Genomic DNA, 22,523 nt, shown 5'->3' with positions numbered 1-22,523 from the left:
GGGAGGAACCTATGCGGTGGATCCATGCCGCGGGTAGGGGCCTTCTCGTTCTCGTCGTGGTCCTGACCGGTTACGTTGCCGCCGGAGCGCAGGCGGGTGAGCCTGCCGGCGGCGGCCGCGGACCGCTCACCCTCGCCACCGCCGGAGACCTTACCGGCTACCTCGGTCCCCTGTTGGAGGGCTGGAACCGCACCCACCCCGGCGAAAAGGTGACCCTCGTCGAGCTGCCGGACTCCGCCGACGAGACCCGGGCCCAGATGGCCACCGACCTGCGCGACGGCGACCGCAGCCGGTTCGACGTGCTCAACATCGACGTCAACTGGACCTCGGAGTTCGCCGCGGCGGGCTGGATCCGGCCGCTGCCCCGCGACCGGTTCCCGCTGAAGACCTTCCTCCCGCCGGTCGTGGACACGGCGACCTACGACGGACAGCTCTACGCCGTCCCGTACGTCACCAACGCCGGCCTGCTCCTCTACCGCAAGGACGTCCTCGCGAAGGAGGGCGTGCAGCCGCCGCGCACCTGGGCGGAGCTGGAGCGGTACGCGAAGACCATCGCGCCGAAGTACGGCCTCGACGGCTACGCCGGGCAGTTCCTGCCGTACGAGGGCCTCACCGTCAACGCGGCCGAGGCCGTCTACTCGGCGGGCGGATCGATCCTCGGCGACGAGGGCGAGCGCGTCACCGTCGACTCGGCGGCGGCCCGCGAGGGCATCGGCTTCCTGGCGCGCGGGGTACGCGAGGGCTGGATCCCGAAGGAAGCGCTGACGTACAAGGAGGAGGAGTCCAAGCAGGCCTTCCAGGACGGCCGACTGCTCTTCCTGCGGAACTGGCCGTACGCCTACGTCGGCGCCTCCGCCCCTGGCTCCGAGGTCGCCGGAAAGGTCGGCGCCGTACCCCTGCCGGGACCGGACGGGCCGGGGACGAGTGTCCTCGGCGGCTCCAACCTGGCCGTCAGCGCCCACGCGCGGCACCCCGACTCGGCCGCCCGGCTGATCGCGTACCTCACCAGCGAGCGCGTCCAGCGCCAGGTCCTCACGCGCGGCGCGCTGCCGCCCGTCCGGGCCGATCTCTACGAGGATCCCGCGCTCATCCGCAGGTTCCCCTACCTGCCGACCCTGCGCGAGAGCGTGCGCACGGCCGAGCCGCGCCCCAAGAGCCCGCGGTACGACCAGGTCAGTCTGGTGGTGCAGGCGGTCGTGCACGACGCGATGGCCGGGCACGAGACGCCCACGGCGGCGGTACGCCGTCTGGCGCGGGAGCTCGCCCTCATCTCACGTCGGTAGAACTTCTACTTACTTGTTAGGTAACGCGGACGTCTCATCTAGCTGAGGTATGTCCGAAAGATACCTGATTCTGCCATATCAACTCCCCGGTAGCTTCTGCCTTTTCATTGACACCCTCTCGACACGCCTACTTAACATGCATGCATAACCGCTGCCCTCCTCAGAGACAGGTCGATGGGTTGAACAGGCACCACTGGTGGCGTGACGCAGTGATCTATCAGGTGTACGTCCGCAGCTTCCTGGACAGCACCGGTGACGGCGTCGGCGATCTCGCCGGAGTCCGGGCCGGGCTGCCGTACCTGAAGAAGCTCGGCGTCGACGGGATCTGGCTGAGCCCCTTCTATCCCTCGCCGCAGCACGACCACGGCTACGACGTGGCCGACTACTGCGACGTCGACCCGCTCTTCGGCGACCTCGCCGAGTTCGACCTGCTGGTGGGGGCCGCGCGGCGGCTCGGCATCAAGGTGCTGCTCGACATCGTCCCGAACCACTGCTCCAGCGAGCACCCCTGGTTCCGTGAGGCGCTCGCGGCCCCGCCCGGCAGCCCCGCCCGGGCCCGCTTCCACTTCGCCGACGGTCGCGGCCCGGACGGGTCCGAGCCGCCCAACAACTGGCACTCCATGTTCGGCGGACCCGCCTGGAGCCGCGTGACCGAGCCGGACGGACGGCCCGGCCAGTGGTACCTGCACATGTTCGCGCCCGAGCAGCCCGACTGGAACTGGCGCAACCCCGAGATCGCCGCCGAGTTCGACCGCATCCTCCGCTTCTGGCTGGACCGGGGCATCGACGGCTTCCGCATCGACGTCGCCGCCGGACTCTTCAAGCACCCGGAGCTGCCCGACTCCGACGACCCGGAGGCCGACGCCCGCACCCGCGACTCGGTCAACCCGCTCGCCTGGAACCAGCCCGAGGTCCACGACGTGTGGCGGCGCTGGCGCTCCATGTGCGAGGAGTACACCGAGCGCGACGGCTTCGAGCGCCTGCTCGTCGGCGAGGTCTCCGTCCCGACCGCCCGCGAGCACGCCCAGTACGTCCGCCCCGACGAACTGCACCAGGCCTTCTTCTTCGACCTGCTCAGCGCCCCCTGGGACCCGGACGCCTTCCAGAAGGTCATCTCCGAGGCCATGCAGGACATCGCCGGCACCGGCTCGACCGTCACCTGGGTCCTCAACAACCACGACCAGGTCCGCACCGTCACCCGCTACGGCGAACCCGCCACCGAGGCCAGCGGCCTCGGCGCCGCCCGCGCCCGCGCCGCCGCGCTGCTGATGCTGGCGCTGCCCGGAGCCGCCTACATCTACCAGGGCGAGGAGCTCGGCCTGCCCGAGGTCGTGGACCTGCCCGACGACGTGCTCACCGACCCGATCTTCCGCCGCACCGGCAGCCGGGCCCGCATCCGCGACGGCTGCCGGGTGCCGCTGCCCTGGTCGGGGCAGGCCTCGCCGTTCGGCTTCACCCCGGGCGTGGAGAGCGCCAAGCCGTGGCTGCCCCAGCCGGAGTACTTCGCCGAGTACGCCACCGACCGGGCCCTCGCCGACACCCGCTCCTTCTGGCACCTGTACCGCGACGGCCTCCAACTGCGCGCCGCCCTGCCTCAGTTGGGCGAGGGCACACTGCGCTGGCTGGACTCCCCGCCCGGCGTCCTGGCCTTCACCCGCGGTGACGACCTGGTGTGCGCCGTCAACTTCGGTACGGCCCCCACCCCCGCGCCGGTCTCCGGCACCCCCCTGCTCGCCAGCGGCCCCTGCGCGCCCGGAGTGCTCTCCGGCTCGACGGCCGCCTGGTGGATCCGTTCCTGAACGCCCCGCAAGTCAACTCCCCGAAGGGACATCAACGATGATGCGACGACGTACCACCCTCATCACCGGCTGCACCGCCCTCGTCCTGGCGCTCGGCGCGACCGCCTGCGGCGGCGGCCCCGTCGCGGCCGGCGGCGGCGACAAGGCGCTCGACGGCCAGACGATCACCGTGGCCGGTGTCTGGTCCGGCACCGAGCAGAAGAACTTCCAGAAGGTGCTGGACGCCTTCACCGAGAAGACCGGCGCCAAGACGCAGTTCGTGTCCACCGGCGACAACGTCTCCACCGTCGTCGGCAGCAAGATCGAGGGCGGCAACGCCCCCGACGTCGTGATGGTCCCGCAGGTCGGCGTGCTCAAGCAGTTCGCGCAGAAGGGCTGGCTCAAGCCGCTGTCGAAGAAGACCGAGCAGTCCGTGGACGCCGACTACGCCCCCGTGTGGAAGGAGTACGGCAGCGTCGACGGCACCCTCTACGGCCTGTACTTCAAGGCCGCGCACAAGTCGACCGTCTGGTACAGCCCCGACGCCCTCGCCCAGGCCGGGGTCAAGCCGCCGAAGACGTACGACGAGATGCTCAAGGCCGGGCAGACCGTGTCCGACTCCGGTCTCGCCGCGTTCTCCGTCGCCGGCCAGGACGGCTGGACCCTCACCGACTGGTTCGAGAACGTCTACCTCTCCCAGGCCGGGCCCGAGAAGTACGACGCCCTCGCCGCGCACAAGCTGAAGTGGACCGACGCGTCGGTCGTCGATGCCCTCACCACGCTCGGCAAGCTCTTCAAGGACAAGCAGCTCATCGCCGGCGGCCAGAAGGGCGCCCTGAACACCGACTTCCCCGGCTCGGTGGAGAAGGTCTTCGGACCCGAGCCCGAGGCCGGCATGGTCTACGAGGGCGACTTCGTCGCCGGTGTCGCCAAGGACCAGTTCGGCAAGAAGGTCGGCGAGGACGCGAACTTCTTCCCGTTCCCGGCGGTCGCCGGTGGGGAGGCGCCGGTCGTCAGCGGCGGTGATGCGGCCGTCGTCCTCAAGGACGGCAAGAACCAGAAGGCCGCCCAGGCCCTCCTGGAGTTCCTGGCGACCCCCAAGGCCTCGGCCGTGTGGGCGGAGGCGGGCGGCTTCCTCTCCCCGAACAAGAAGCTCGACCTCGCCTCCTACGGCGACGACGTCACCCGCGCCACCGCCAAGTCCCTCGTCGACGCCGGGGACTCGGTCCGCTTCGACATGTCCGACCAGGCCCCGGCGTCCTTCGGCGGCACCAAGGGCACCGGCGAGTGGAAGCTGCTCCAGGACTTCCTGCGCGACCCGTCGGACCCGAAGGGCACCGCTGCGAAGCTGGAGGCCGCGGCGGCCAAGGCGTACCAGGACTGATCCGCCATGACAGCGACCCTCGTCAAAGAGACGAACCCCCCACCGCCCGTCACGGTCGCCGACCGCACACGGCGGCTGCGCCGGCGCGGGAAGATCGTCGCCCTGCTGTTCGTGCTGCCCGCGCTGCTGCTGCTCGGCGCGCTCGTCGTCTACCCCGTGCTGTTCAGCGTCGGCCGCAGCTTCTTCGACGCCTCCGGGACGACCTTCGTCGGCGGCGAGAACTACGCCGAGATGTTCCGCGACCCGGCGACCCTCACGGCCGTCCGCAACACGGCCATCTGGGTCGTCGTGGCCCCGACCCTGCTGACCGGCCTCGGACTGATCCTGGCCGTCCTGGTGGAGAAGGTCCGCTGGGCCACCGCCTTCAAGCTGCTCCTCTTCATGCCGATGGCGGTCTCCTTCCTCGCCGCCGGCATCATCTTCCGGCTCGCCTACGACGAGGACCCGGACAAGGGCGTCCTGAACGCCGCGGTCGTCTCCGTCCACGACGCCTTCGAGGCGCAGTCCTCGTACCCGACGGCCCGGGCGCGCGATGGACAGGGCCTGACGAAGGACAAGGACGGCTCGTACCGCACGAGTAAGAGCATGTCCCCGGGCGACGCGGTGACGCTGGGCCTGGTCGGCGTGCTGCCCGGCGACCTGCCCGGCGGGACGCGGCCCGCGTACGCGGCGGCGGGGCAGAAGGCCGCCCCCGACGAACTGCGCGGCGTGGTCTACCTGGACTTCACGCCCGGCGGGGGAGGGGAGCAGGGCAAGGTCGACCGGCGGGAGAGCGGACTGCCTCAGATGAAGGTCGAGGCGGTGCGCGACGGCAAGCCCGTCGCCACGGCGACCACCGCGTCCGACGGCTCCTTCCGCTTCGAGGGACTCGCACCGGGCTCGTACGCGGTGAAGCTGCCGGCGTCCAACTTCGCCCCGCCCTACGAGGGCGTCTCCTGGCTCGGACCGGCGCTCGTCACACCGGCGATCATCGGCGCGTACCTGTGGATCTGGACCGGCTTCGCGATGGTGCTGATCGGGGCGGGCCTGTCGACGCTGCCGCGGGACGCGCTGGAGGCGGCGCGGATGGACGGCGCGAACGAGTGGCAGATCTTCCGGCGGATCACGGTTCCGCTGCTGGCACCGGTGCTGACGGTCGTGTTCATCACCCTCGTCATCAACGTGATGAAGGTCTTCGACCTCGTCTACATCATCGCCCCCGGGCCGGTGCAGGAGGACGCGACCGTGCTCGCGACCCAGATGTGGCTGGTGTCGTTCGGCGGCGGCAACAACCAGGGGCTCGGCAGCGCGCTCGGTGTGCTGCTCCTGCTGCTGGTGGTTCCGGCCATGGTGTTCAACGTCCGCCGTTTCCGAAGGAGTCAGCGATGAACGCGGTTCGGCGCGGGTTGGGCAACGGAGTCGTCCAGGCCTTCCTCGTGGTGGTCGGCCTGGTGTGGATGACGCCGCTGGCCGGGCTGTTCCTGTCCTCGCTGCGGTCCGCCGAGGACACGGCCAAGGGCGGCTGGTGGACGGTGTTCACCAGCCCCGGGCAGCTGTCCTTCGACAACTACTCCTCGCTGCTGCAGCACTCGGGCATCACGCAGGCGTTCTGGAACACGGTGCTGATATCGGTGCCTACGACGGTGCTGGTCGTGGTGATCGCGGCGCTCGCGGGATACGCCTTCGCGTGGCTGGACTTCCTCGGGCGGGAGACGATCTTCCTCGTCGTGGTCGCGCTGCTGGTGGTGCCCGTGCAGATCGGGCTGCTGCCGGTCGCCAAACTCTTCGGGCAGCTGGGGCTGTTCGGCACGATCCCCGGGGTCGTCCTCTTCCACGTGGCCTACGGCCTGCCGTTCGCGGTGTTCCTGCTGCGGAACTACTTCGCCGAGATGCCGAAGGAGATGCTGGAGGCCGCGCGGATGGACGGCGGCAGCGAATGGCGTATCTTCACGCGGCTCGTGCTGCCGGTGGGGCGGCCGGCGATCGCCTCCCTGGCCATCTTCCAGTTCCTGTGGGTGTGGAACGACATGCTGGTGGCGCTGCTGTTCGCCGACAGTTCCTCGCAGCCGCTGACGGTGGAACTGCAATCGCAGATACGGCAGTTCGGGAGCAACATCGATGTTCTGGCGCCCGGGGCGTTCGTGTCCCTGGTCGTGCCTGTCGTCGTGTTCTTCGCGTTCCAGAGGCACTTTGTGCAGGGCGTGATGGCGGGGTCGGTCAAGTAGCCGCTGCCTGTTCGCGATACCAGGTGGCTCCGCCCCCTGGACCCCCGCCTATGCCCACCCACCACCCGAAACTGCCCTTGACAGGGACAACTGGGGGGCGAAGGCACGGGAGTCCAGGGGGCGGAGCCCCCTGGTACCTCAGGCCGAAGCCGGCGGATACAGCGACCGCGGCAGTTGCGAAGCCGCCGCCGCGTCCAGCAGCCACAGCGTCCGGCTGCGGCCGTACGCTCCCGCCGCCGGTGCCTGGATCTCCCCCGCGCCGGAGAGGGCGATCGCCGCGGCCTGGGCCTTGTCCTCGCCCGCGGCCAGGAGCCACACCTCCCGGGCCGAACGGATCGCCGGCAGCGTCAGCGTCACCCGGGTCGGCGGCGGCTTCGGCGCGCCGTGGACGCCGACCACCGTGCGGTCGGTCTCCCGGACCGCCGGCAACTCCGGGAACAGCGACGCCACATGCGTGTCCGGCCCGACCCCCAGCATCAGGACGTCGAACGTCGGCACGGGCCCGTGGTTCTCCGGGCCCGCCGCCCGCGCCAGTTCCTCCGCGTACGCGGCCGCCGCCGCGTCCACGTCGGTGCCGTACGGGCCGTCCGACGCGGGCATCGCGTGCACCCGCTTCGGATCGAGCGGCACCGAGTCGAGCAGTGCCTCCCGCGCCTGCGTGACGTTACGGTCCGGGTCGCCCTCGGGCAGGAACCGCTCGTCGCCCCACCAGAGGTCGAGCCGGCTCCAGTCGACGGCGTCCCGGGCGGGCGCCGCGGCCAGGGCGGCCAGCAGGCCGTTGCCGTTGCGGCCGCCCGTCAGGACCACGGACGCCGAACCCCGGGAGGCCTGCGCGTCCACGATCCTCGTGATCAGCCGGGCCGCCGCGGCCTGGGCCATCAGCTCCTTGTCACGGTGGACGACCAGCTGCGGTGCCGTACTCACTTCGTCGGTGCCTTCCTTACCGGTTCCAACCTGGGCGGTTCCTGCTTCACCGGTGCCTGCGCCGTCGCTTCCGCAGCGGGAGCTTTCGCAGCCGTTTCGACGGGAGCGGGGAGGGCGAATCGCTCTCGGCCTCCACTTTTGGGCTCCCCTTTGGCCACCGGTCCCTCGGCAGAGGCCCGCGGCGCCGGAGCCGGCCAGGACGCCGTCAGCCGGTCCACCCCGTACCGCAGCGCCGACGCGTACGTGTCGTCCGGGTCCAGCCGCCGCAGCTCCTCCGCGATCAGTTCGGCCGTCTCCCGGCGCTTGAGCGCCACACCACGGGCCGGCTGGCCCTCGATGGAGAGGGTCGCGAGGGACCCGTCGGCACGGTCCAGGGTGATCGCGCCGCAGCTGGTGTCCATGCGGACCGCCGTCAGACCGGGGCCGCCGGACAGCGACCGCTTCACGGGGACGTCCAGCCGGTCCGCGAGCCACATCGCCAGCAGCTCACAGCTCGGGTTGAACTCCTCGCCCTCCACCTCGACGGCCCTGACCTCGCAGGTGACCTGGTCGAGGGCGGCCGCCAGCATGGAACGCCAGGGCGTGATGCGGGTCCAGGACAGGTCCGTGTCGCCGGGGGTGTAGGTCCCGGACCGGGTGGCCAGGTCCCGTACCGGCTGCTCGGAGGCGTAGGTGTCGGTGACGCGGCGCTGGGCGAGGGCACCGAGCGGGTCCTTCGCCGGGTCGAGCGGCGCGTTCACCGGCCACCACACCACCACCGGGGCGTCCGGCAACAGCAGCGGCAGCACCACCGACTGGGCGTGGTCGGCGACCTCGCCGTACAGCCGGAGCACCACCGTCTCGCCGGTGCCGGCCTCCGCGCCCACCCGGACCTCCGCGTCGAGGCGGGACTGCGTACGGTCGCGGGGCGAGCGGGAGACGCGCTTGATGACCACGAGGGTGCGCGAGGGATGCTCGTGCGAGGCGTCGCTCGCGGCCTTCAGCGCGTCGTAGGCGTTCTCCTCGTCCGTCACGATGACCAGCGTGAGCACCATCCCGACCGCCGGGGTGCCGATCGCCCGGCGGCCCTGCACCAGCGCCTTGTTGATCTTGCTGGCCGTGGTGTCCGTGAGGTCTGTCTTCATGGCCGGCGCCAGCTCCGTCCGTGTCGCTCGAGCATTTCGTCCGCCTCGACGGGCCCCCAGGTACCGGCCGGGTACTGGGCGGGTTTGCCGTTGGTGTCCCAGTACTCCTCGATCGGGTCGAGGATCTTCCAGGACAGCTCGACCTCCTCGGTACGCGGGAAGAGGTTCGAGTCTCCGAGGAGGACGTCCAGGATGAGACGCTCGTACGCCTCCGGGCTGGACTCCGTGAAGGACTCGCCGTACGCGAAGTCCATCGACACGTCCCGGATCTCCATCGACGTGCCGGGGACCTTCGAGCCGAAGCGGACCGTGACGCCCTCGTCCGGCTGGACGCGGATGACGATCGCGTTGGAGCCCAGCTCCTCGGTGGCCGTCGTGTCGAAGGGGGAGTGCGGGGCCCGCTGGAAGACGACCGCGATCTCCGTGACGCGGCGGCCCAGGCGCTTGCCGGTGCGCAGATAGAAGGGGACGCCCGCCCAGCGGCGGTTGTCGATCTCCAGCTTGATGGCGGCGTAGGTGTCGGTCTTCGAGGAGGCGTTGATGCCGTCCTCCTCCAGATAGCCGCGCACCTTCGTGCCGCCCTGCCACCCGGCCGCGTACTGGCCGCGCACGGTGTCCCGGCCCATGTCCTTGGGCAGCTTCACCGCGCCGAGCACCTTGGTCTTCTCGGCGGCCAGCGCGTCCGCGTCGAAGGAGGCCGGCTCCTCCATGGCGGTGAGCGCCAGGAGCTGGAGCAGGTGGTTCTGGATGACGTCACGGGCGGCGCCGATACCGTCGTAGTACCCGGCCCGGCCGCCGATGCCGATGTCCTCGGCCATCGTGATCTGCACGTGGTCGACGAGGGACCGGTTCCAGATCGGCTCGAACATCGTGTTGGCGAAGCGCAGCGCCAGGATGTTCTGGACGGTCTCCTTGCCCAGGTAGTGGTCGATGCGGAAGACCTGGTCCGGGGCGAAGACCTCGTGGACGACCTTGTTGAGCTCCTCGGCCGACCTCAGGTCGTGCCCGAACGGCTTCTCGATGACCGCGCGCCGCCAGGAGCCGCCCTTCTGGTCGGCCAGCCCGTGCTTCTTCAGCTGCTGGATGACCACCGGGAAGGACTTCGGCGGCACGGACAGGTAGAAGGCGAAGTTGCCGCCCGTGCCCTGTGCCTTGTCGAGTTCCTCGATCGTGGAGCGCAGCCGCTCGAACGCGTCGTCGTCGTCGAACGTGCCCTGCACGAAGCGCATGCCCTGGATGAGCTGCTGCCAGACTTCCTCGCGGAAGGGCGTGCGGGCGTGTTCCTTGACCGCGTCGTGGACCTCCTGGGCGAAGTCCTCGTGCGCCCACTCGCGGCGGGCGAAGCCCACCAGCGAGAAGCCCGGCGGCAGCAGACCCCGGTTGGCGAGGTCGTACACGGCGGGCATGAGCTTCTTGCGGGACAGGTCGCCCGTGACGCCGAAGATGACCAGGCCCGACGGCCCCGCGATACGCGGGAGCCGTCGGTCCGCGGGGTCACGCAGCGGGTTGCTGCTCGACACCTGTTCAGCCCTCCGAAGGGGCGAGGCGCTTGAGCTCGGCCTCGGTCGACTTCAGCAGGTCGGTCCAGGACGCCTCGAACTTCTCGACGCCCTCCTCCTCCAGCAGCCGGACCACGTCGTCGTACTTGATCCCGAGCTTCTCGACGGCGTCGAGGTCGGCGCGGGCCTGCTCGTACGTGCCGGCGACGGTGTTGCCGGTGATCTCGCCGTGCTCCTCGGTGGCGAACAGGGTCGCCTCCGGCATGGTGTTCACCGTGTTCGGCGCGACCAGCTCGGTGACGTACATGGTGTCCTTGTACGCCTTGTCCTTCACGCCGGTGGACGCCCACAGCGGACGCTGCTTGTTGGCGCCCGCCTTCTCCAGGGCGTTCCAGCGGTCCGAGGAGAAGACCTCCTCGTACGCCTGGTAGGCCAGACGGGCGTTGGCGATGGCGGCCTTGCCGCGCAGCGCCTTGGCCTCGTCGGTGCCGAGCGCGTCGATCCGCTTGTCGATCTCGGTGTCCACGCGGGAGACGAAGAACGACGCCACCGAGTGGATCTGCGACAGGTCCAGGCCGCGCTCCTTGGCCTTCTCCAGGCCGGTCAGGAACGCGTCCATGACCAGGCGGTAGCGCTCCAGCGAGAAGATCAGCGTGACGTTGACGCTGATGCCCAGGCCGATGGTCTCGGCGATGGCCGGGATACCCGCCTCGGTCGCCGGGATCTTGATGAGGGTGTTGGGCCGGTCCACCAGCCACGCGAGCTGCTTGGCCTCGGCGACCGTCGCCCGCGTGTTGTGCGCCAGGCGGGGGTCGACCTCGATCGAGACCCGGCCGTCCTTGCCGCCGGTGGCGTCGAAGACGGGGCGCAGGACATCGGCGGCGTCGCGGACGTCCGCCGTCGTGATCATGCGGATGGCCTCTTCGACGGTGACCTTGCGGGCGGCGAGGTCGGTCAGCTGCGTGTCGTAACCGTCACCCTGCGAGATCGCCTTCTGGAAGATCGACGGGTTGGTGGTGACGCCCACGACGTGCTGCTGGTCGAGGAGCTCGGCGAGGTTGCCGGACGTGATCCGCTTGCGGGACAGGTCGTCCAGCCAGATCGCGACGCCCTCCTCGGAGAGGCGCTTCAGTGCGTCTGTCATGGAAATTCCATCTCCTACGTGTCGTATATGAGCGTCAGCGCTGAGCTGCGGCGATCGATTCCCGCGCGGCGGCGGCCACGTTCTCGGCAGTGAAGCCGAACTCGCGGAAAAGGACCTTGCCGTCGGCCGAAGCACCGAAGTGCTCCAGGGAAACGATGCGGCCGGCGTCCCCGACGTACTTGTGCCACGTCAGGCCGATCCCCGCCTCCACCGCGACACGCGCCTTGACGGACGGCGGCAGAACGCTGTCCCGGTACCCCTGGTCCTGCTGCTCGAACCACTCGACCGACGGCATGGACACCACGCGGGTGGGCACGCCGGCGCCCTGGAGCTGCTCGCGCGCCTCGACGGCGACGTGCACCTCCGAGCCGGTGGCGATGAGGATGACGTCGGGCTCGCCGCCGTCGGCCTCGAACAGGACGTAACCGCCCTTGGCGGCATCGTCGTTGGGCTCGTAGGTCGGCACGCCCTGACGGGTCAGCGCCAAGCCGTGCGGCTGGCCCTTGCCGAACTCCTTCGTCCAGCGCTTGAGGATCTCGCGCCAGGCGATGGCGGTCTCGTTGGCGTCCGCCGGGCGCACGATGTTCAGGCCCGGGATCGCGCGCAGCGCGGCCAGGTGCTCGACCGGCTGGTGCGTCGGGCCGTCCTCGCCCAGGCCGATGGAGTCGTGCGTCCACACGTACGTCACAGGCAGGTGCATCAGCGCCGACAGCCGCACCGCGTTGCGCATGTAGTCGGAGAAGACCAGGAACGTGCCGCCGTAGATCCGGGTGTTGCCGTGCAGCGCGATGCCGTTCATCTCGGCGGCCATCGCGTGCTCGCGGATACCGAAGTGGATCGTGCGGCCGTACGGGTCCGCCTCCGGCAGCGGGTTGTCCGCCGGGAGGAAGGAGCTGGTCTTGTCGATCGTGGTGTTGTTGGAGCCGGCCAGGTCGGCCGAGCCGCCCCACAGCTCGGGAACGACCGCGCCGAGCGCCTGGAGGATCTTGCCGGAGGCGGCACGCGTGGCCACGCCCTTGCCGACCTCGAAGACCGGGATCTTCTCCTCCCAGCCGGTGGGCAGCTCACCCTTGGCGATCCGGTCGTACTCGGCGGCGCGCTCGGGGTTGTTGTCCCGCCACTGCTGGTACGCCTTCTCCCACACCGCACGGGCCGCCTGGCCCCGCTCCAGCGCCTTGCGGGTGTGCGTGATGACCTCGTCGGCGACCCCGAAGCTCTGCTCCGGGTCGAAGCCCAGCACCCGCTTGGTCGCGGCGACCTCGTCCTCGCCCAGCGCCGAGCCGTGCGCGGCCTCGGTGTTCTGCGCGTTCGGGGCCGGCCAGGCGATGATCGAGCGCATCGCGATGAACGACGGCCGGTCCGTGACGGCCTTGGCCTTCTGGATCGCCGCGTAGATCGCGGCCGGGTCCAGGTCGCCGTTCTCCTGCGGCTCGACCCGCTGCACGTGCCAGCCGTAGGCCTCGTAGCGCTTGGCGGTGTCCTCGGAGACGGCCGTCTCGGTGTCGCCCTCGATCGAGATGTGGTTGTCGTCCCACAGCAGGATCAGGTTGCCCAGCTTCTGGTGGCCCGCCAGCGACGAGGCCTCGGCGGAGATGCCCTCCTGGAGGCAGCCGTCACCGGCGATGCAGTAGATGAAGTGATCGAAGGGGGACTCGCCCTCGGGGGCCTCCGGGTCGAACAGACCGCGCTCGTAGCGGGCGGCCATCGCCATGCCCACCGCGTTGGCGACACCCTGCCCGAGCGGGCCGGTCGTCGTCTCCACACCGGTCGTGTGCCCGTACTCGGGGTGGCCCGGCGTCTTCGAACCCCAGGTGCGGAAGGACTTCAGATCGTCCAGCTCCAGGCCGAAACCGGCCAGGTACAGCTGGGTGTAGAGGGTCAGGGACGAGTGGCCGGCGGACAGCACGAAGCGGTCCCGCCCGACCCAGTCGGCGTCCGCCGGGTCGTGCCGCATCACCTTCTGGAAGAGGGTGTAGGCGGCAGGCGCGAGGCTCATCGCCGTACCCGGATGGCCGTTACCGACCTTCTGTACGGCATCGGCGGCCAGGACACGCGCGGTGTCAACGGCCCGCTGGTCCAACTCGGTCCACTCGAGGTCTGTTGTGGTCGGCTTGGTGCTCACCCTGGGTCAGGGCTCCTCTCCACATGTCGGATGCCGGTGTATCGGGGCGTCCACCGGCCGCAGCCGAGCCTACCCCCGTGGGACGTGCGTTCTTTCGAGTCACTCCAGAGTGCCGGGACACGTTTGGATCCGCCCCCTGACTGGGCTGTATCCCCTTCGACAGGTGAATACGGAGCCGCTCATCCGGGTGCTCAATCGAGCTGCCACGCGCCCTTCGGGAGCCGCCCTCCAACACGACCCGACCCCCGCGAATGTCCGACTCTGGGCAACGTCTAAAGTGGCGTGGTACGCGCGAGCCTTTACCGGTACTTCACACGGGTGAGGCTTGCTGGGATGTCTCTGTAGGGGTGTGCGTGACGGCCGTTGAATCCCGTCCAGCGGGGATGCTCGGGGCGGACCAGAGCCCGGCCCACCGGCCGTTCGGGGCCCGTGTCAAGGCGTTCGTGGCTCTCACCAAGCCACGGATCATCGAACTGTTGCTGATCACGACGGTTCCGGTGATGTTCCTGGCGCAGCAGGGCGTGCCCGACCTGACGCTGGTGCTGCTGACCTGCGTCGGCGGTTACATGTCCGCGGGCGGCGCCAACGCGCTCAACATGTACATCGACCGCGACATCGACGCGCTGATGGACCGCACCTCGCAGCGGCCGCTGGTCACCGGCATGGTCAGCCCGCGCGAGTGCCTCGTCTTCGGCATCACCCTGGCCGTCGCCTCGACACTGCTGTTCGGCCTCACGGTGAACTGGCTGAGCGCCTGGCTCTCCCTCGGCGCGCTCCTCTTCTACGTCGTCGTCTACACGATGATCCTCAAGCGCCGTACCTCGCAGAACATCGTGTGGGGCGGCATCGCCGGCTGCCTGCCGGTGCTGATCGGCTGGTCCTCGGTCACGAACTCGATGTCGTGGGCGCCGATCATCCTGTTCCTCGTCATGTTCTTCTGGACGCCGCCGCACTACTGGCCGCTGTCCATGAAGGTCAGGGAGGACTACGCGCGCGTGGGCGTGCCGATGCTGCCGGTGGTCGCCTCCAACAAGGTCGTCGCCAAGCAGATCGTGATCTACAGCTGGGTCATGGTGGCCGTCTCGCTTCTGCTGACCCCGCTCGGCTACACCGGCTGGTTCTACACGGCGGTCGCCCTGCTGGCGGGCGGCTTCTGGCTCTGGGAGGCGCACGGCCTGCAGAACCGCGCCAAGGCGGAGGTGACGGGCGCGAAGCTGAAGGAGATGCGCCTGTTCCACTGGTCGATCACCTACGTCTCGCTGCTGTTCGTGGCCGTCGCGGTCGACCCCTTCCTGCGCTGACGTACGTCACAGGGCCCTGCTCTCGCCAGTCGATCTACTCGTGAGTAGCATCCTGGTCATGGCAGAGACGCAGCAGGTTGACCCGAAGGCCGAGCGCAAGGTGGCCCGGCTGGCCAAGCAGATCTCCTCCTTCTCCAAGGCCCACGGCGGCGCCGAGGGCCAGGTCGCCTACCTCGGCGAGCGCGGCGCCCGCATCGTCCTGGTCGGCGAGGACGGCAACTGGGGCGACCTGGTCGCCCCGACCTACGAGATCGCCGAGAAGGCCGTGGAGAAGGCGGGCATCACCCGCCACGAGTCCTTCGACGGCGAGTTCGCCGCGAAGGTCAAGACGGGCCGCTACGAGTGGTCGCGCATGGCGGGGATCCAAGTAGGCGGCCCGAAGAACGACTGACCCCTTAGGGGCGCGGGGCTGTGTCGGTGTGCGGCTCCGCCGCGTGGGCGCGAGCAACAACAACGGACCCGCACCCGCCGAACACACCGACGCACCCACGACGGAACCGCGACCTCAACCCGGTTCACCCGTTAGGACCCTTAGGAACAACAGGGTCCACCCCGGGGAGCCCGGATGATCGAAACGCCGTCCCTAGTGGACCAGTACTGCCACGGAGTGCTCCGCACAGAGCTGGGCCTCGGCACCTTCGAGGCCCACCTCTCCCGCACGGAGGGCCCACCCGCCCCCGGCACCACCCTTTTCGACACCCAGACCGGCTTCGCCGTGCGGCGCTGGTGCCCACCCCTGCTCGGCCTCGAACCGCACTGCGCGCCCGCCCGCTACCTGGCCCGCCGCCGCGAACTGGGTGTCCTGGAGTCCGCCCGCCGGCTCCTGCGCGGCAGCGGCATCACGACGTACCTGGTCGACACGGGCCTGCCCGGTGATCTGACCGAACCCGGCGAACTGGCCTCCGCCGGAGCCGCCGAGGCCCGCGAGATCGTACGGCTGGAGCTGCTCGCCGAGCAGGTCGCCGACACCTCCGGGACCGTCGAGTCCTTCCTCGCGAACCTCGCCGAGTCCGTGCACGCGGCCGCCGGGAACGCCGTCGCCTTCACCTCGGTCGCGGGCGTACGGCACGGCCTCGCGCTCGCCCCCGAGCCGCCGGGGCCGGGGGAGGTGCGGGGGGCCGTCGGCCGCTGGCTCGCGGGGCGCGGTGTCGGTGGAGAGCTGAGCGACCCCGTGCTGCTGCGGCACCTGCTGTGGAGCGCCGTCGCCTCGGGCCTGCCGCTCCAGCTGCACGCGGGGCTCGGCGCGCCGGGCCTGCGGATGGACCGTACGGATCCGGTGCTGCTGACGGACTTCGTACGGGCCACGGCCGGTCTCGGCACGGACCTCGTCCTGCTGCACGGCTACCCGTACCACCGGCACGCCGCCCACCTGGCCGGCGTCTTCCCGCACGTCTACGTCGACTCCGGCGCCGCCCTGGTGCGCACCGGCGCCCGCGCCGCGACCGTCCTCGCGGAGATCCTGGAGCTGGCCCCGTTCGGCAAGATCCTGTTCTCCAGCGGCGCCCAGGGGCTGCCCGAGCTGCACGTGGTGGGCGCCCGGCTCTTCCGCGAGGCGCTCGGCCGGGTGCTCGGCACCTGGGTCGCCGAGGGCGCGTGGTCCCTGGCCGACGCGCAACGGGTGGCGGGGATGCTGGCGTCGGGGAACGCGCGCCGGGTGTACGGGCTGGACTAGGGCCTCGTTTGGATCAGGTCGCAGGGAATCGACGGCACCTTTTCAGCGCAGACGCGCGTGCCAGGCCCCGCGTCTGCGATCTGATCCAAACGACAGGCCTAGGCCTTCGTCAGGGTGGCCTCGGGCGCGGGACCGGGCACGTCGGCCACGACCTCAGGCCGTTCGCGCAGCGACAGCACCACCCGCAGCACCCAGATCCACATCACGGCCGAGCCGAACATGTGCAGGCCGACCAGGAGCTCTGGCAGGTCCGTGAAGTACTGGACGTAGCCGATGACGCCCTGCGCGAGCAGGATCAGGAACAGTTCGCGGGTGCGGTTCAGCGGGTCGCGCGGCGCGTCGACCGCCTTGAGGACGAACCACAGGGCGAACGTCAGCGTCACCACGATCCACGCCAGCACGGCGTGCAGCTTGCTCACCGTCTCCCAGTCGACCGGCATCCGCTCGACCCCGCTGGAGTCGCCGGCGTGCGGGCCGGCGCCGGTGACCACCGTGCCGACCAGGATCAGCAGCACGGCCGCGACGACCAGGAACCACACCAGCTGCCGCACAGCCTTGCCGACCAGCGGGCGCGGCGGCGCGTCGCCCTCACGGGTGCGCTGCCACATCACCGTGGCCACCGCGATGAGCGCGGACGTCGCCACGAAGTGGGCCGCGACCGTGTACGGGTTGAGCCCGACCAGCACCACGATGCCGCCCAGCACCCCGTTGCTCATCACGATCCAGAACTGCGCCCAGCCCAGCCGGGTCAGGCTGCGCCGGTGCGGCTTCTGGGAGCGCGCGGCGATGATCGCCCAGCCGACGGCGGCGCTCAGCACGTACGCCAGCATGCGGTTGCCGAACTCGATGGCGCCGTGGACGCCCATCGCGCTGGTCGCGGTGAGTGAGTCCGCGGTGCACTTGGGCCAGGTCGGGCAGCCGAGGCCCGAGCCGGTCAGCCGTACGGCTCCGCCGGTGACCACGATGAGCACCGACATCACGATCGCGGAGAGGGCCGCGCGCTGGACCGTCCGGGGTTCAGGGGTCCAGCGCGCGGCGATGAAGGCGAGGGGGTTGCGCAGGGCCGCCCTGGCCTCGGCGGGGGTCACTTTTGGCACGCGACCCATCGTAGGGCGCTGCTTGTGCACGCTTTCACGAGGGTCCGTCATGGGCCTTCTCCCAGCCGTCATGGCCTCACTCCCAGCGGAAGAACCGTCCGGCCGCCGCCAGCCCCACGACCGCCCAGACACCCAGGATCCCCAGGTCGGCCCAGGGCATCCCGGCCCCGTGCCGGAGCACGTCCCGCAGGCCGTCCGACAGGGCCGAGATGGGCAGCAGGCCGAGCAGGTCCTGCGCGGCGGAGGGGAACTTGTCGAGCGGCACGATGACCCCGCCGCCGACGAGTAGCAGCAGGAACACCAGGTTGGCGGCGGCGAGCGTCGCCTCGGCCTTCAGCGTCCCGGCCATCAGCAGACCGAGGCCCGAGAAGGCCGCCGTCCCGAGGACCAGGAGCAGCAGGACGGCGAACGGATTGCCCTGCGGCGACCAGCCGAGCGCGAAGGCGATCACCGTCAGCAGGATCACCTGGAGCACCTCGGTGACCAGCACGGACAGCGTCTTCGCCGTCATCAGACCCCAGCGCGGCAGAGGCGAGGAGGCGAGCCGCTTCAGGACGCCGTAGCGGCGCTCGAAGCCGGTCGCGATCGCCTGGCCGGTGAACGCCGTCGACATCACCGCGAGCGCGAGGATGCCGGGGGCGAGGAAGTCGACGGCCTCGCCGGCGCCCGTGTCGACGATGTCCACGGTGCTGAACAGGACCAGGAGCAGCGTCGGGATGACGACGGTCAGCAGCAGCTGCTCGCCGTTGCGCAGCAGCATCTTCGTCTCGAGCGCGGCCTGGGCCGCGATCATGCGGGGGAGGGGCGCGGCCCCCGGCTTCGGCGCATAGGTGCCGGTGGCGGTCACGAACGCAGCTCCTTACCCGTGAGCTCCAGGAAGACGTCTTCGAGGGTGTGCCGTTCCACCGAGATCTTCTCCGGCATCACGCCGTGCTGGGCGCACCAGGAGGTGACCGTCGCGAGCAGTTGCGGGTCGATCTTGCCGACGACCCGGTACGAACCCGGCGTCAGCTCGGCGGCCGAGCAGTCGGCCGGCAGGGCCTTCAGCAGCGAGCCGACGTCCAGCCCGGGGCGGCCGGAGAAGCGGAGCGTGTTCTCGGCACCGCCCCGGCACAGCTCCTCCGGGGAGCCCTGGGCGATGACCCGGCCCCCGTCGATGATCGCCACGTCGTCGGCGAGCTGCTCGGCCTCGTCCATGTAGTGGGTGGTGAGGATCACGGAGACACCGTCGTCGCGCAGGTCCCGGACCAGGTCCCAGGTGGCGCGGCGGGCCTGCGGGTCGAGCCCGGCGGTCGGCTCGTCCAGGAACACCAGCTCGGGGCGCCCGACCACGGCCATCGCGAGGGCGAGCCGCTGCTGCTGTCCGCCCGACAACCGCCGGTACGTCGTACGGCCGCAGGAGCCGAGCCCGAGGCGTTCGATGAGCGCGTCCACGTCCAGGGGGTGGGCGTGCAGCTTGGCCACGTGGCGGAGCATCTCGTCGGCGCGGGAGCCCGAGTAGACGCCGCCGGACTGGAGCATCACGCCGATGCGGGGCCTCAGCTCCTGCGACTGTCCGACCGGGTCGAGGCCCAGGACGCGCACCGTGCCGGAGTCCGGCTTCCGGTACCCCTCGCAGGTCTCGACCGTGGTCGTCTTGCCCGCCCCGTTGGGGCCGAGCACGGCGGTCACACCCTCCCGGGCCACCAGGTCGAGCCCGTTCACCGCGGTCTTCGTGCCGTACCGCTTCACCAGGGCCTGGACCTGGACCACGGGCTCACTTCGCATGTCTCCAGAGTCTAGGTACGTGCGCGGGGCCTCAGACCTGGGGGTCCCCCCGCTCGAGCGGAGCAGAGAGAGGGTGCAGGAACTCCTCCTCACGGGGCCGGTGGACCGTCAGCCACTGTTCGGCGTAGGCCACCGCGTCCGCCACCGGGAACAGCCGCGCCTCGGCCGCCCCGACCTTTCCGCGTACGACGGGACGGTCCCGCTCGAAGTCGTAGCCCAGCTCGTCGAACCGGTCCGAGCTGATCGACACCTCGGTCACGGTCTCCCAGCCGTCCGGGCCCGGCCTGCCCACGGCGACGCGCGGGGACGGTATCCGGTACTCGGCGAGGTGGAAGCTGGTGCAGGAGGCGTAGCCCGCCCCGAGCAGCAGGACCCGGGCGCCCATGGCCTCCAGCTTCGCGAGCGGGCTGCGCTCGCCGAGCCGGCAGTCGGGCGCGTGCCCCTCGATCACCTCCGCCGCGCGCGGGCCGACCGCCGCGAACGAGGTCTGCGGATGGGCGCTGCGCAGCGCGCCGGGCCAGGTGCGCACGGTCTCCGGGACGACGCCGACCCCGCGGGTGGGCGTGATCCGGGGGTCGTAGGCGGGCATCGTGGCGCGGATGGTCTCCCACCAGTCCGGGGGTACGGGCGGGTTGCTCCACAGCGCCGGGTCGGAGAGGTCGCCGGTCTGCGTCGGAACCACCAGGGTGCCCTGAGGGCCGAGCGCGTCGAGCAGTCCCTGCACGACCGCGACGGCGCCGCCGTTGACCCAGCCGAGGGAGCTGAGCGAGGAGTGCGCGAGGAGGGTCTCACCGGGGCGCACACCCAGCTCGGACAGCTGCGCGCGCAGGGTGTCCCGGGTGACAAGAGGGCCGGTCGGAGGGGGTGTGGACATGGTTCGGGAGTGTCCCCGAAGCGGCCTCGGCATGCCACCGTTTTGATCGGTCAGAGATCGTTTCCGCAGGTCAAGTTAGCTTTACCTAAGTGACGCAGGGCACCTTCGGTGTGGCCGGACGCCGCTTGCCCGGCCCCGATGAATTACGCAACAATGGCGTTGTGAAAAACGTCGGCGAGGCTCGGGAGGCCCCCACGGGGTCCCCTCAGGAGGAGCTCGCGACCGGGGAGCGGTCCACCCGCAACCGAGTCGCGCGGTCCATCCTGGACCACGGCCCGTCGACCGTCGCCGAGCTCGCCGAGCGGCTGGGTCTCACCCAGGCGGCCGTGCGCCGGCACCTCGACGCCCTCGCGGGCGACGGTGTCGTGGAGGCGCGCGAGCAGCGGGTCTACGGCGCGCGCACCCGCGGCCGGCCGGCCAAGGTGTTCGCCCTGACCGACTGCGGCCGGGACGCCTTCGACCAGTCGTACGACAAGCTCGCGGCGGACGCGCTGCGCTGGATCGCCGACCGCGAGGGCGGCAACGAGGCGATCGCCGCCTTCGCCCGCGCCAGGATCGCCGCACAGGCGGGCGCGTACCGCGAGGCGGTCGAGGCCGCCGCGCCCGAGCAGCGGACACAAGCGCTGGCCAAGGCGCTGAGCGCGGACGGGTACGCTGCTACGGCGCGCAGTGCGCCCCACCCGCAGAAGGGTGAGCAGCTCTGCCAGCACCACTGCCCGGTCGCCCACGTCGCCGAGCAGTTCCCGCAGCTGTGCGAGGCGGAGACGGAATTTTTCGCCGAGTTGCTCGGTACACACGTACAGCGGCTCGCCACCATCGCGCACGGCGACGGCGTCTGCACGACGTTCATCCCCAAGATTTCCCACAACGCATCTGCAAGCACGGCCGGGAGGAACCCCGCATGACACTCCCCACGGAGACTGCCCACCCTGAGCTCGAGGGTCTGGGCAAGTACGAATACGGCTGGGCCGACTCCGACACGGCCGGCGCCTCTGCCAAGCGCGGTATCAACGAGGACGTCGTCCGGGACATCTCCTCCAAGAAGAACGAGCCGGAGTGGATGACCAAGCTCCGTCTCAAGGGCCTGCGCCTGTTCGAGAAGAAGCCCATGCCGAACTGGGGCTCGGACCTGTCGGGGATCGACTTCGACAACATCAAGTACTTCGTACGCTCCACGGAGAAGCAGGCGGCCTCCTGGGAGGACCTGCCCGAGGACATCAAGAACACGTACGACAAGCTGGGCATCCCCGAGGCCGAGAAGAACCGCCTCGTCGCCGGTGTCGCCGCGCAGTACGAGTCGGAGGTCGTCTACCACCAGATCCGTGAGGACCTGGAGGAGCAGGGCGTCATCTTCCTCGACACCGACACGGCCCTGAAGGAGCACCCGGAGCTCTTCAAGGAGTACTTCGGGACCGTCATCCCCGTCGGCGACAACAAGTTCGCGTCGCTGAACTCCGCCGTGTGGTCGGGCGGCTCCTTCATCTACGTGCCGCCGGGCGTCCACGTGGAGATCCCGCTCCAGGCCTACTTCCGTATCAACACGGAGAACATGGGCCAGTTCGAGCGGACCCTGATCATCGTCGACGAGGGTGCCTACGTGCACTACGTCGAGGGCTGCACCGCCCCGATCTACAAGTCGGACTCGCTGCACTCCGCGGTCGTCGAGATCATCGTCAAGAAGAACGCCCGCTGCCGCTACACGACCATCCAGAACTGGTCGAACAACGTCTACAACCTGGTCACCAAGCGCGCCGTGGCCTACGAGGGCGCGACCATGGAGTGGGTCGACGGCAACATCGGCTCCAAGGTGACGATGAAGTACCCGGCCGTCTACCTGATGGGCGAGCACGCCAAGGGCGAGACGCTGTCCATCGCCTTCGCCGGCGAGGGCCAGCACCAGGACGCGGGCGCCAAGATGGTCCACATGGCGCCGAACACGTCGTCCAACATCGTGTCGAAGTCCGTCGCGCGCGGTGGCGGCCGTACGTCCTACCGTGGTCTGATCGAGATCGGCGAGGGCGCCGCGGGCTCCAAGTCGAACGTGCTCTGTGACGCGCTGCTGGTCGACACGATCTCCCGCTCGGACACCTACCCCTACGTGGACGTCCGCGAGGACGACGTGTCCATGGGCCACGAGGCCACCGTCTCCAAGGTCTCCGAGGACCAGCTCTTCTACCTGATGAGCCGCGGTCTGAGCGAGTTCGAGGCGATGGCGATGATCGTGCGCGGCTTCGTCGAGCCCATCGCCAAGGAGCTCCCCATGGAGTACGCGCTGGAGCTCAACCGGCTGATCGAGCTGCAGATGGAAGGCGCGGTCGGCTAATCCCCGCCGCAGTCCCCATCAAGCCCC

19 protein-coding genes are annotated in these 22,523 nt (G+C 70.2%); 10 read left to right on the top strand and 9 right to left on the bottom strand.

Translation table 11 applies throughout. The features are described 5' to 3' along the window. Positions 1-11 precede the first annotated feature (11 nt). The 5 genes from HDA41_RS09575 (at position 12) to HDA41_RS09555 (ending at position 6,649) form a co-directional block, all read left to right on the top strand. Complete coding sequence (locus HDA41_RS09575) at positions 12-1,283, top strand: ABC transporter substrate-binding protein (protein WP_184982509.1); 1,272 nt, start codon at positions 12-14, stop codon at positions 1,281-1,283. A gap of 140 nt (positions 1,284-1,423) precedes the next feature. Next, positions 1,424-3,082, top strand: a complete 1,659-nt coding sequence (locus tag HDA41_RS09570) for a glycoside hydrolase family 13 protein (protein WP_184982507.1) — start codon at positions 1,424-1,426, stop codon at positions 3,080-3,082. 37 nt (positions 3,083-3,119) lie between these two features. Then, the gene (locus HDA41_RS09565) at positions 3,120-4,445 is read left to right on the top strand and encodes an ABC transporter substrate-binding protein (protein ID WP_184982505.1); all 1,326 of its coding nucleotides are present in this window, start codon (positions 3,120-3,122) and stop codon (positions 4,443-4,445) included. Positions 4,446-4,451: 6 nt separating this feature from the next. Continuing rightward, positions 4,452-5,813 (top strand): ABC transporter permease, encoded by a 1,362-nt coding sequence (locus HDA41_RS09560; protein ID WP_184982503.1) that lies wholly within the window; start codon positions 4,452-4,454, stop codon positions 5,811-5,813. Then, on the top strand, positions 5,810-6,649 hold the full coding sequence (locus tag HDA41_RS09555; protein ID WP_184982501.1) for a carbohydrate ABC transporter permease: 840 nt from the start codon (positions 5,810-5,812) through the stop codon (positions 6,647-6,649). Before HDA41_RS09560 ends, HDA41_RS09555 begins: the two co-directional genes overlap by 4 nt. 138 nt (positions 6,650-6,787) lie before the next feature. On the opposite strand, the gene pgl is transcribed toward HDA41_RS09555, so the two are convergent. Genes pgl through tkt form a run of 5 tightly spaced genes read right to left on the bottom strand, consistent with a single transcriptional unit; the run spans position 6,788 to position 13,462 of the window. Then, positions 6,788-7,573 carry a 6-phosphogluconolactonase gene (gene pgl / locus HDA41_RS09550; RefSeq protein WP_184982499.1) on the bottom strand — a complete coding sequence of 262 codons (786 nt, stop codon included), beginning with the start codon at positions 7,571-7,573 and terminating at the stop codon, positions 6,788-6,790. Next, entirely contained in the window at positions 7,570-8,697 is a 1,128-nt protein-coding gene (gene opcA / locus HDA41_RS09545) for a glucose-6-phosphate dehydrogenase assembly protein OpcA (RefSeq protein WP_184982497.1), read from the bottom strand. The genes pgl and opcA overlap by 4 nt, the downstream gene beginning before the upstream one ends. Beyond that, a complete protein-coding gene (zwf, locus tag HDA41_RS09540) occupies positions 8,694-10,217 on the bottom strand; it encodes a glucose-6-phosphate dehydrogenase (protein WP_184982495.1) in 1,524 nt (507 codons plus the stop codon). Before zwf ends, opcA begins: the two co-directional genes overlap by 4 nt. 4 nt (positions 10,218-10,221) lie before the next feature. Beyond that, positions 10,222-11,340: a transaldolase gene (gene tal, locus HDA41_RS09535; RefSeq protein ID WP_184982493.1), complete on the bottom strand. Its 1,119-nt coding sequence runs from the start codon at positions 11,338-11,340 to the stop codon at positions 10,222-10,224. A gap of 34 nt (positions 11,341-11,374) precedes the next feature. Next, a complete protein-coding gene (tkt, locus tag HDA41_RS09530) occupies positions 11,375-13,462 on the bottom strand; it encodes a transketolase (RefSeq protein ID WP_184982491.1) in 2,088 nt (695 codons plus the stop codon). 383 nt (positions 13,463-13,845) lie between these two features. Between tkt and HDA41_RS09525 the strand changes: the two genes are divergently transcribed. The 3 genes from HDA41_RS09525 (at position 13,846) to HDA41_RS09515 (ending at position 16,435) form a co-directional block, all read left to right on the top strand. Beyond that, positions 13,846-14,763: a heme o synthase gene (locus HDA41_RS09525; protein WP_184993279.1), complete on the top strand. Its 918-nt coding sequence runs from the start codon at positions 13,846-13,848 to the stop codon at positions 14,761-14,763. A gap of 58 nt (positions 14,764-14,821) precedes the next feature. Further along, on the top strand, positions 14,822-15,154 hold the full coding sequence (locus HDA41_RS09520) for a hypothetical protein (RefSeq protein ID WP_184982489.1): 333 nt from the start codon (positions 14,822-14,824) through the stop codon (positions 15,152-15,154). Between the two features lie 174 nt (positions 15,155-15,328). Beyond that, positions 15,329-16,435, top strand: coding sequence for an amidohydrolase family protein (locus HDA41_RS09515; protein ID WP_184982487.1), 1,107 nt, complete (start codon positions 15,329-15,331; stop codon positions 16,433-16,435). Between the two features lie 98 nt (positions 16,436-16,533). Here the strand turns inward: HDA41_RS09515 and HDA41_RS09510 are convergent, their stop codons facing one another. The 4 genes from HDA41_RS09510 to HDA41_RS09495 all read right to left on the bottom strand — a co-directional run bounded on the left by HDA41_RS09510 (position 16,534) and on the right by HDA41_RS09495 (position 20,173). Further along, positions 16,534-17,541 (bottom strand): COX15/CtaA family protein, encoded by a 1,008-nt coding sequence (locus HDA41_RS09510; RefSeq protein WP_184993277.1) that lies wholly within the window; start codon positions 17,539-17,541, stop codon positions 16,534-16,536. Positions 17,542-17,608: 67 nt separating this feature from the next. Further along, a complete protein-coding gene (locus HDA41_RS09505) occupies positions 17,609-18,325 on the bottom strand; it encodes an ABC transporter permease (RefSeq protein ID WP_221511996.1) in 717 nt (238 codons plus the stop codon). 50 nt (positions 18,326-18,375) lie between these two features. Continuing rightward, complete coding sequence (locus HDA41_RS09500; RefSeq protein WP_184982483.1) at positions 18,376-19,299, bottom strand: ABC transporter ATP-binding protein; 924 nt, start codon at positions 19,297-19,299, stop codon at positions 18,376-18,378. Between the two features lie 31 nt (positions 19,300-19,330). Further along, complete coding sequence (locus HDA41_RS09495) at positions 19,331-20,173, bottom strand: AAC(3) family N-acetyltransferase (RefSeq protein ID WP_184982481.1); 843 nt, start codon at positions 20,171-20,173, stop codon at positions 19,331-19,333. 161 nt (positions 20,174-20,334) lie between these two features. On the opposite strand from HDA41_RS09495, the gene HDA41_RS09490 reads away from it, so the two are divergent. Together HDA41_RS09490 and sufB are read left to right on the top strand one after the other, a co-directional pair. Then, on the top strand, positions 20,335-21,078 hold the full coding sequence (locus tag HDA41_RS09490) for a helix-turn-helix transcriptional regulator (RefSeq protein WP_184982479.1): 744 nt from the start codon (positions 20,335-20,337) through the stop codon (positions 21,076-21,078). Further along, on the top strand, positions 21,075-22,496 hold the full coding sequence (sufB, locus tag HDA41_RS09485; protein WP_184982477.1) for a Fe-S cluster assembly protein SufB: 1,422 nt from the start codon (positions 21,075-21,077) through the stop codon (positions 22,494-22,496). The genes HDA41_RS09490 and sufB overlap by 4 nt, the downstream gene beginning before the upstream one ends. The last annotated feature ends 27 nt before the right edge of the window (positions 22,497-22,523 follow it).

This window comes from Streptomyces caelestis (genome assembly GCF_014205255.1).
Taxonomy (GTDB): Bacteria; Actinomycetota; Actinomycetes; order Streptomycetales; family Streptomycetaceae; genus Streptomyces; species Streptomyces caelestis.
Note: the sequence above shows the minus strand (reverse complement) of the source record. Positions and strands in the feature narration are given on the sequence as shown.

What these genes read in the sequence shown, in the direction of transcription:
- HDA41_RS09520 (WP_184982489.1), top strand. Translation starts at nt 14,822, where the DNA reads ATGGCAGAGACGCAGCAGGTTGACCCGAAGGCCGAGCGCAAGGTGGCC.
- HDA41_RS09515 (WP_184982487.1), top strand. Translation starts at nt 15,329, where the DNA reads ATGATCGAAACGCCGTCCCTAGTGGACCAGTACTGCCACGGAGTGCTC.
- HDA41_RS09555 (WP_184982501.1), top strand. Translation starts at nt 5,810, where the DNA reads ATGAACGCGGTTCGGCGCGGGTTGGGCAACGGAGTCGTCCAGGCCTTC.
- tal (WP_184982493.1), bottom strand. Translation starts at nt 11,340, where the DNA reads ATGACAGACGCACTGAAGCGCCTCTCCGAGGAGGGCGTCGCGATCTGG.
- HDA41_RS09525 (WP_184993279.1), top strand. Translation starts at nt 13,846, where the DNA reads ATGCTCGGGGCGGACCAGAGCCCGGCCCACCGGCCGTTCGGGGCCCGT.
- HDA41_RS09575 (WP_184982509.1), top strand. Translation starts at nt 12, where the DNA reads ATGCGGTGGATCCATGCCGCGGGTAGGGGCCTTCTCGTTCTCGTCGTG.
- HDA41_RS09505 (WP_221511996.1), bottom strand. Translation starts at nt 18,325, where the DNA reads ATGATCGCGGCCCAGGCCGCGCTCGAGACGAAGATGCTGCTGCGCAAC.
- HDA41_RS09500 (WP_184982483.1), bottom strand. Translation starts at nt 19,299, where the DNA reads ATGCGAAGTGAGCCCGTGGTCCAGGTCCAGGCCCTGGTGAAGCGGTAC.
- HDA41_RS09510 (WP_184993277.1), bottom strand. Translation starts at nt 17,541, where the DNA reads ATGGGTCGCGTGCCAAAAGTGACCCCCGCCGAGGCCAGGGCGGCCCTG.
- opcA (WP_184982497.1), bottom strand. Translation starts at nt 8,697, where the DNA reads ATGAAGACAGACCTCACGGACACCACGGCCAGCAAGATCAACAAGGCG.
- HDA41_RS09495 (WP_184982481.1), bottom strand. Translation starts at nt 20,173, where the DNA reads ATGTCCACACCCCCTCCGACCGGCCCTCTTGTCACCCGGGACACCCTG.
- HDA41_RS09570 (WP_184982507.1), top strand. Translation starts at nt 1,424, where the DNA reads ATGCATAACCGCTGCCCTCCTCAGAGACAGGTCGATGGGTTGAACAGG.
- HDA41_RS09565 (WP_184982505.1), top strand. Translation starts at nt 3,120, where the DNA reads ATGATGCGACGACGTACCACCCTCATCACCGGCTGCACCGCCCTCGTC.
- HDA41_RS09560 (WP_184982503.1), top strand. Translation starts at nt 4,452, where the DNA reads ATGACAGCGACCCTCGTCAAAGAGACGAACCCCCCACCGCCCGTCACG.
- sufB (WP_184982477.1), top strand. Translation starts at nt 21,075, where the DNA reads ATGACACTCCCCACGGAGACTGCCCACCCTGAGCTCGAGGGTCTGGGC.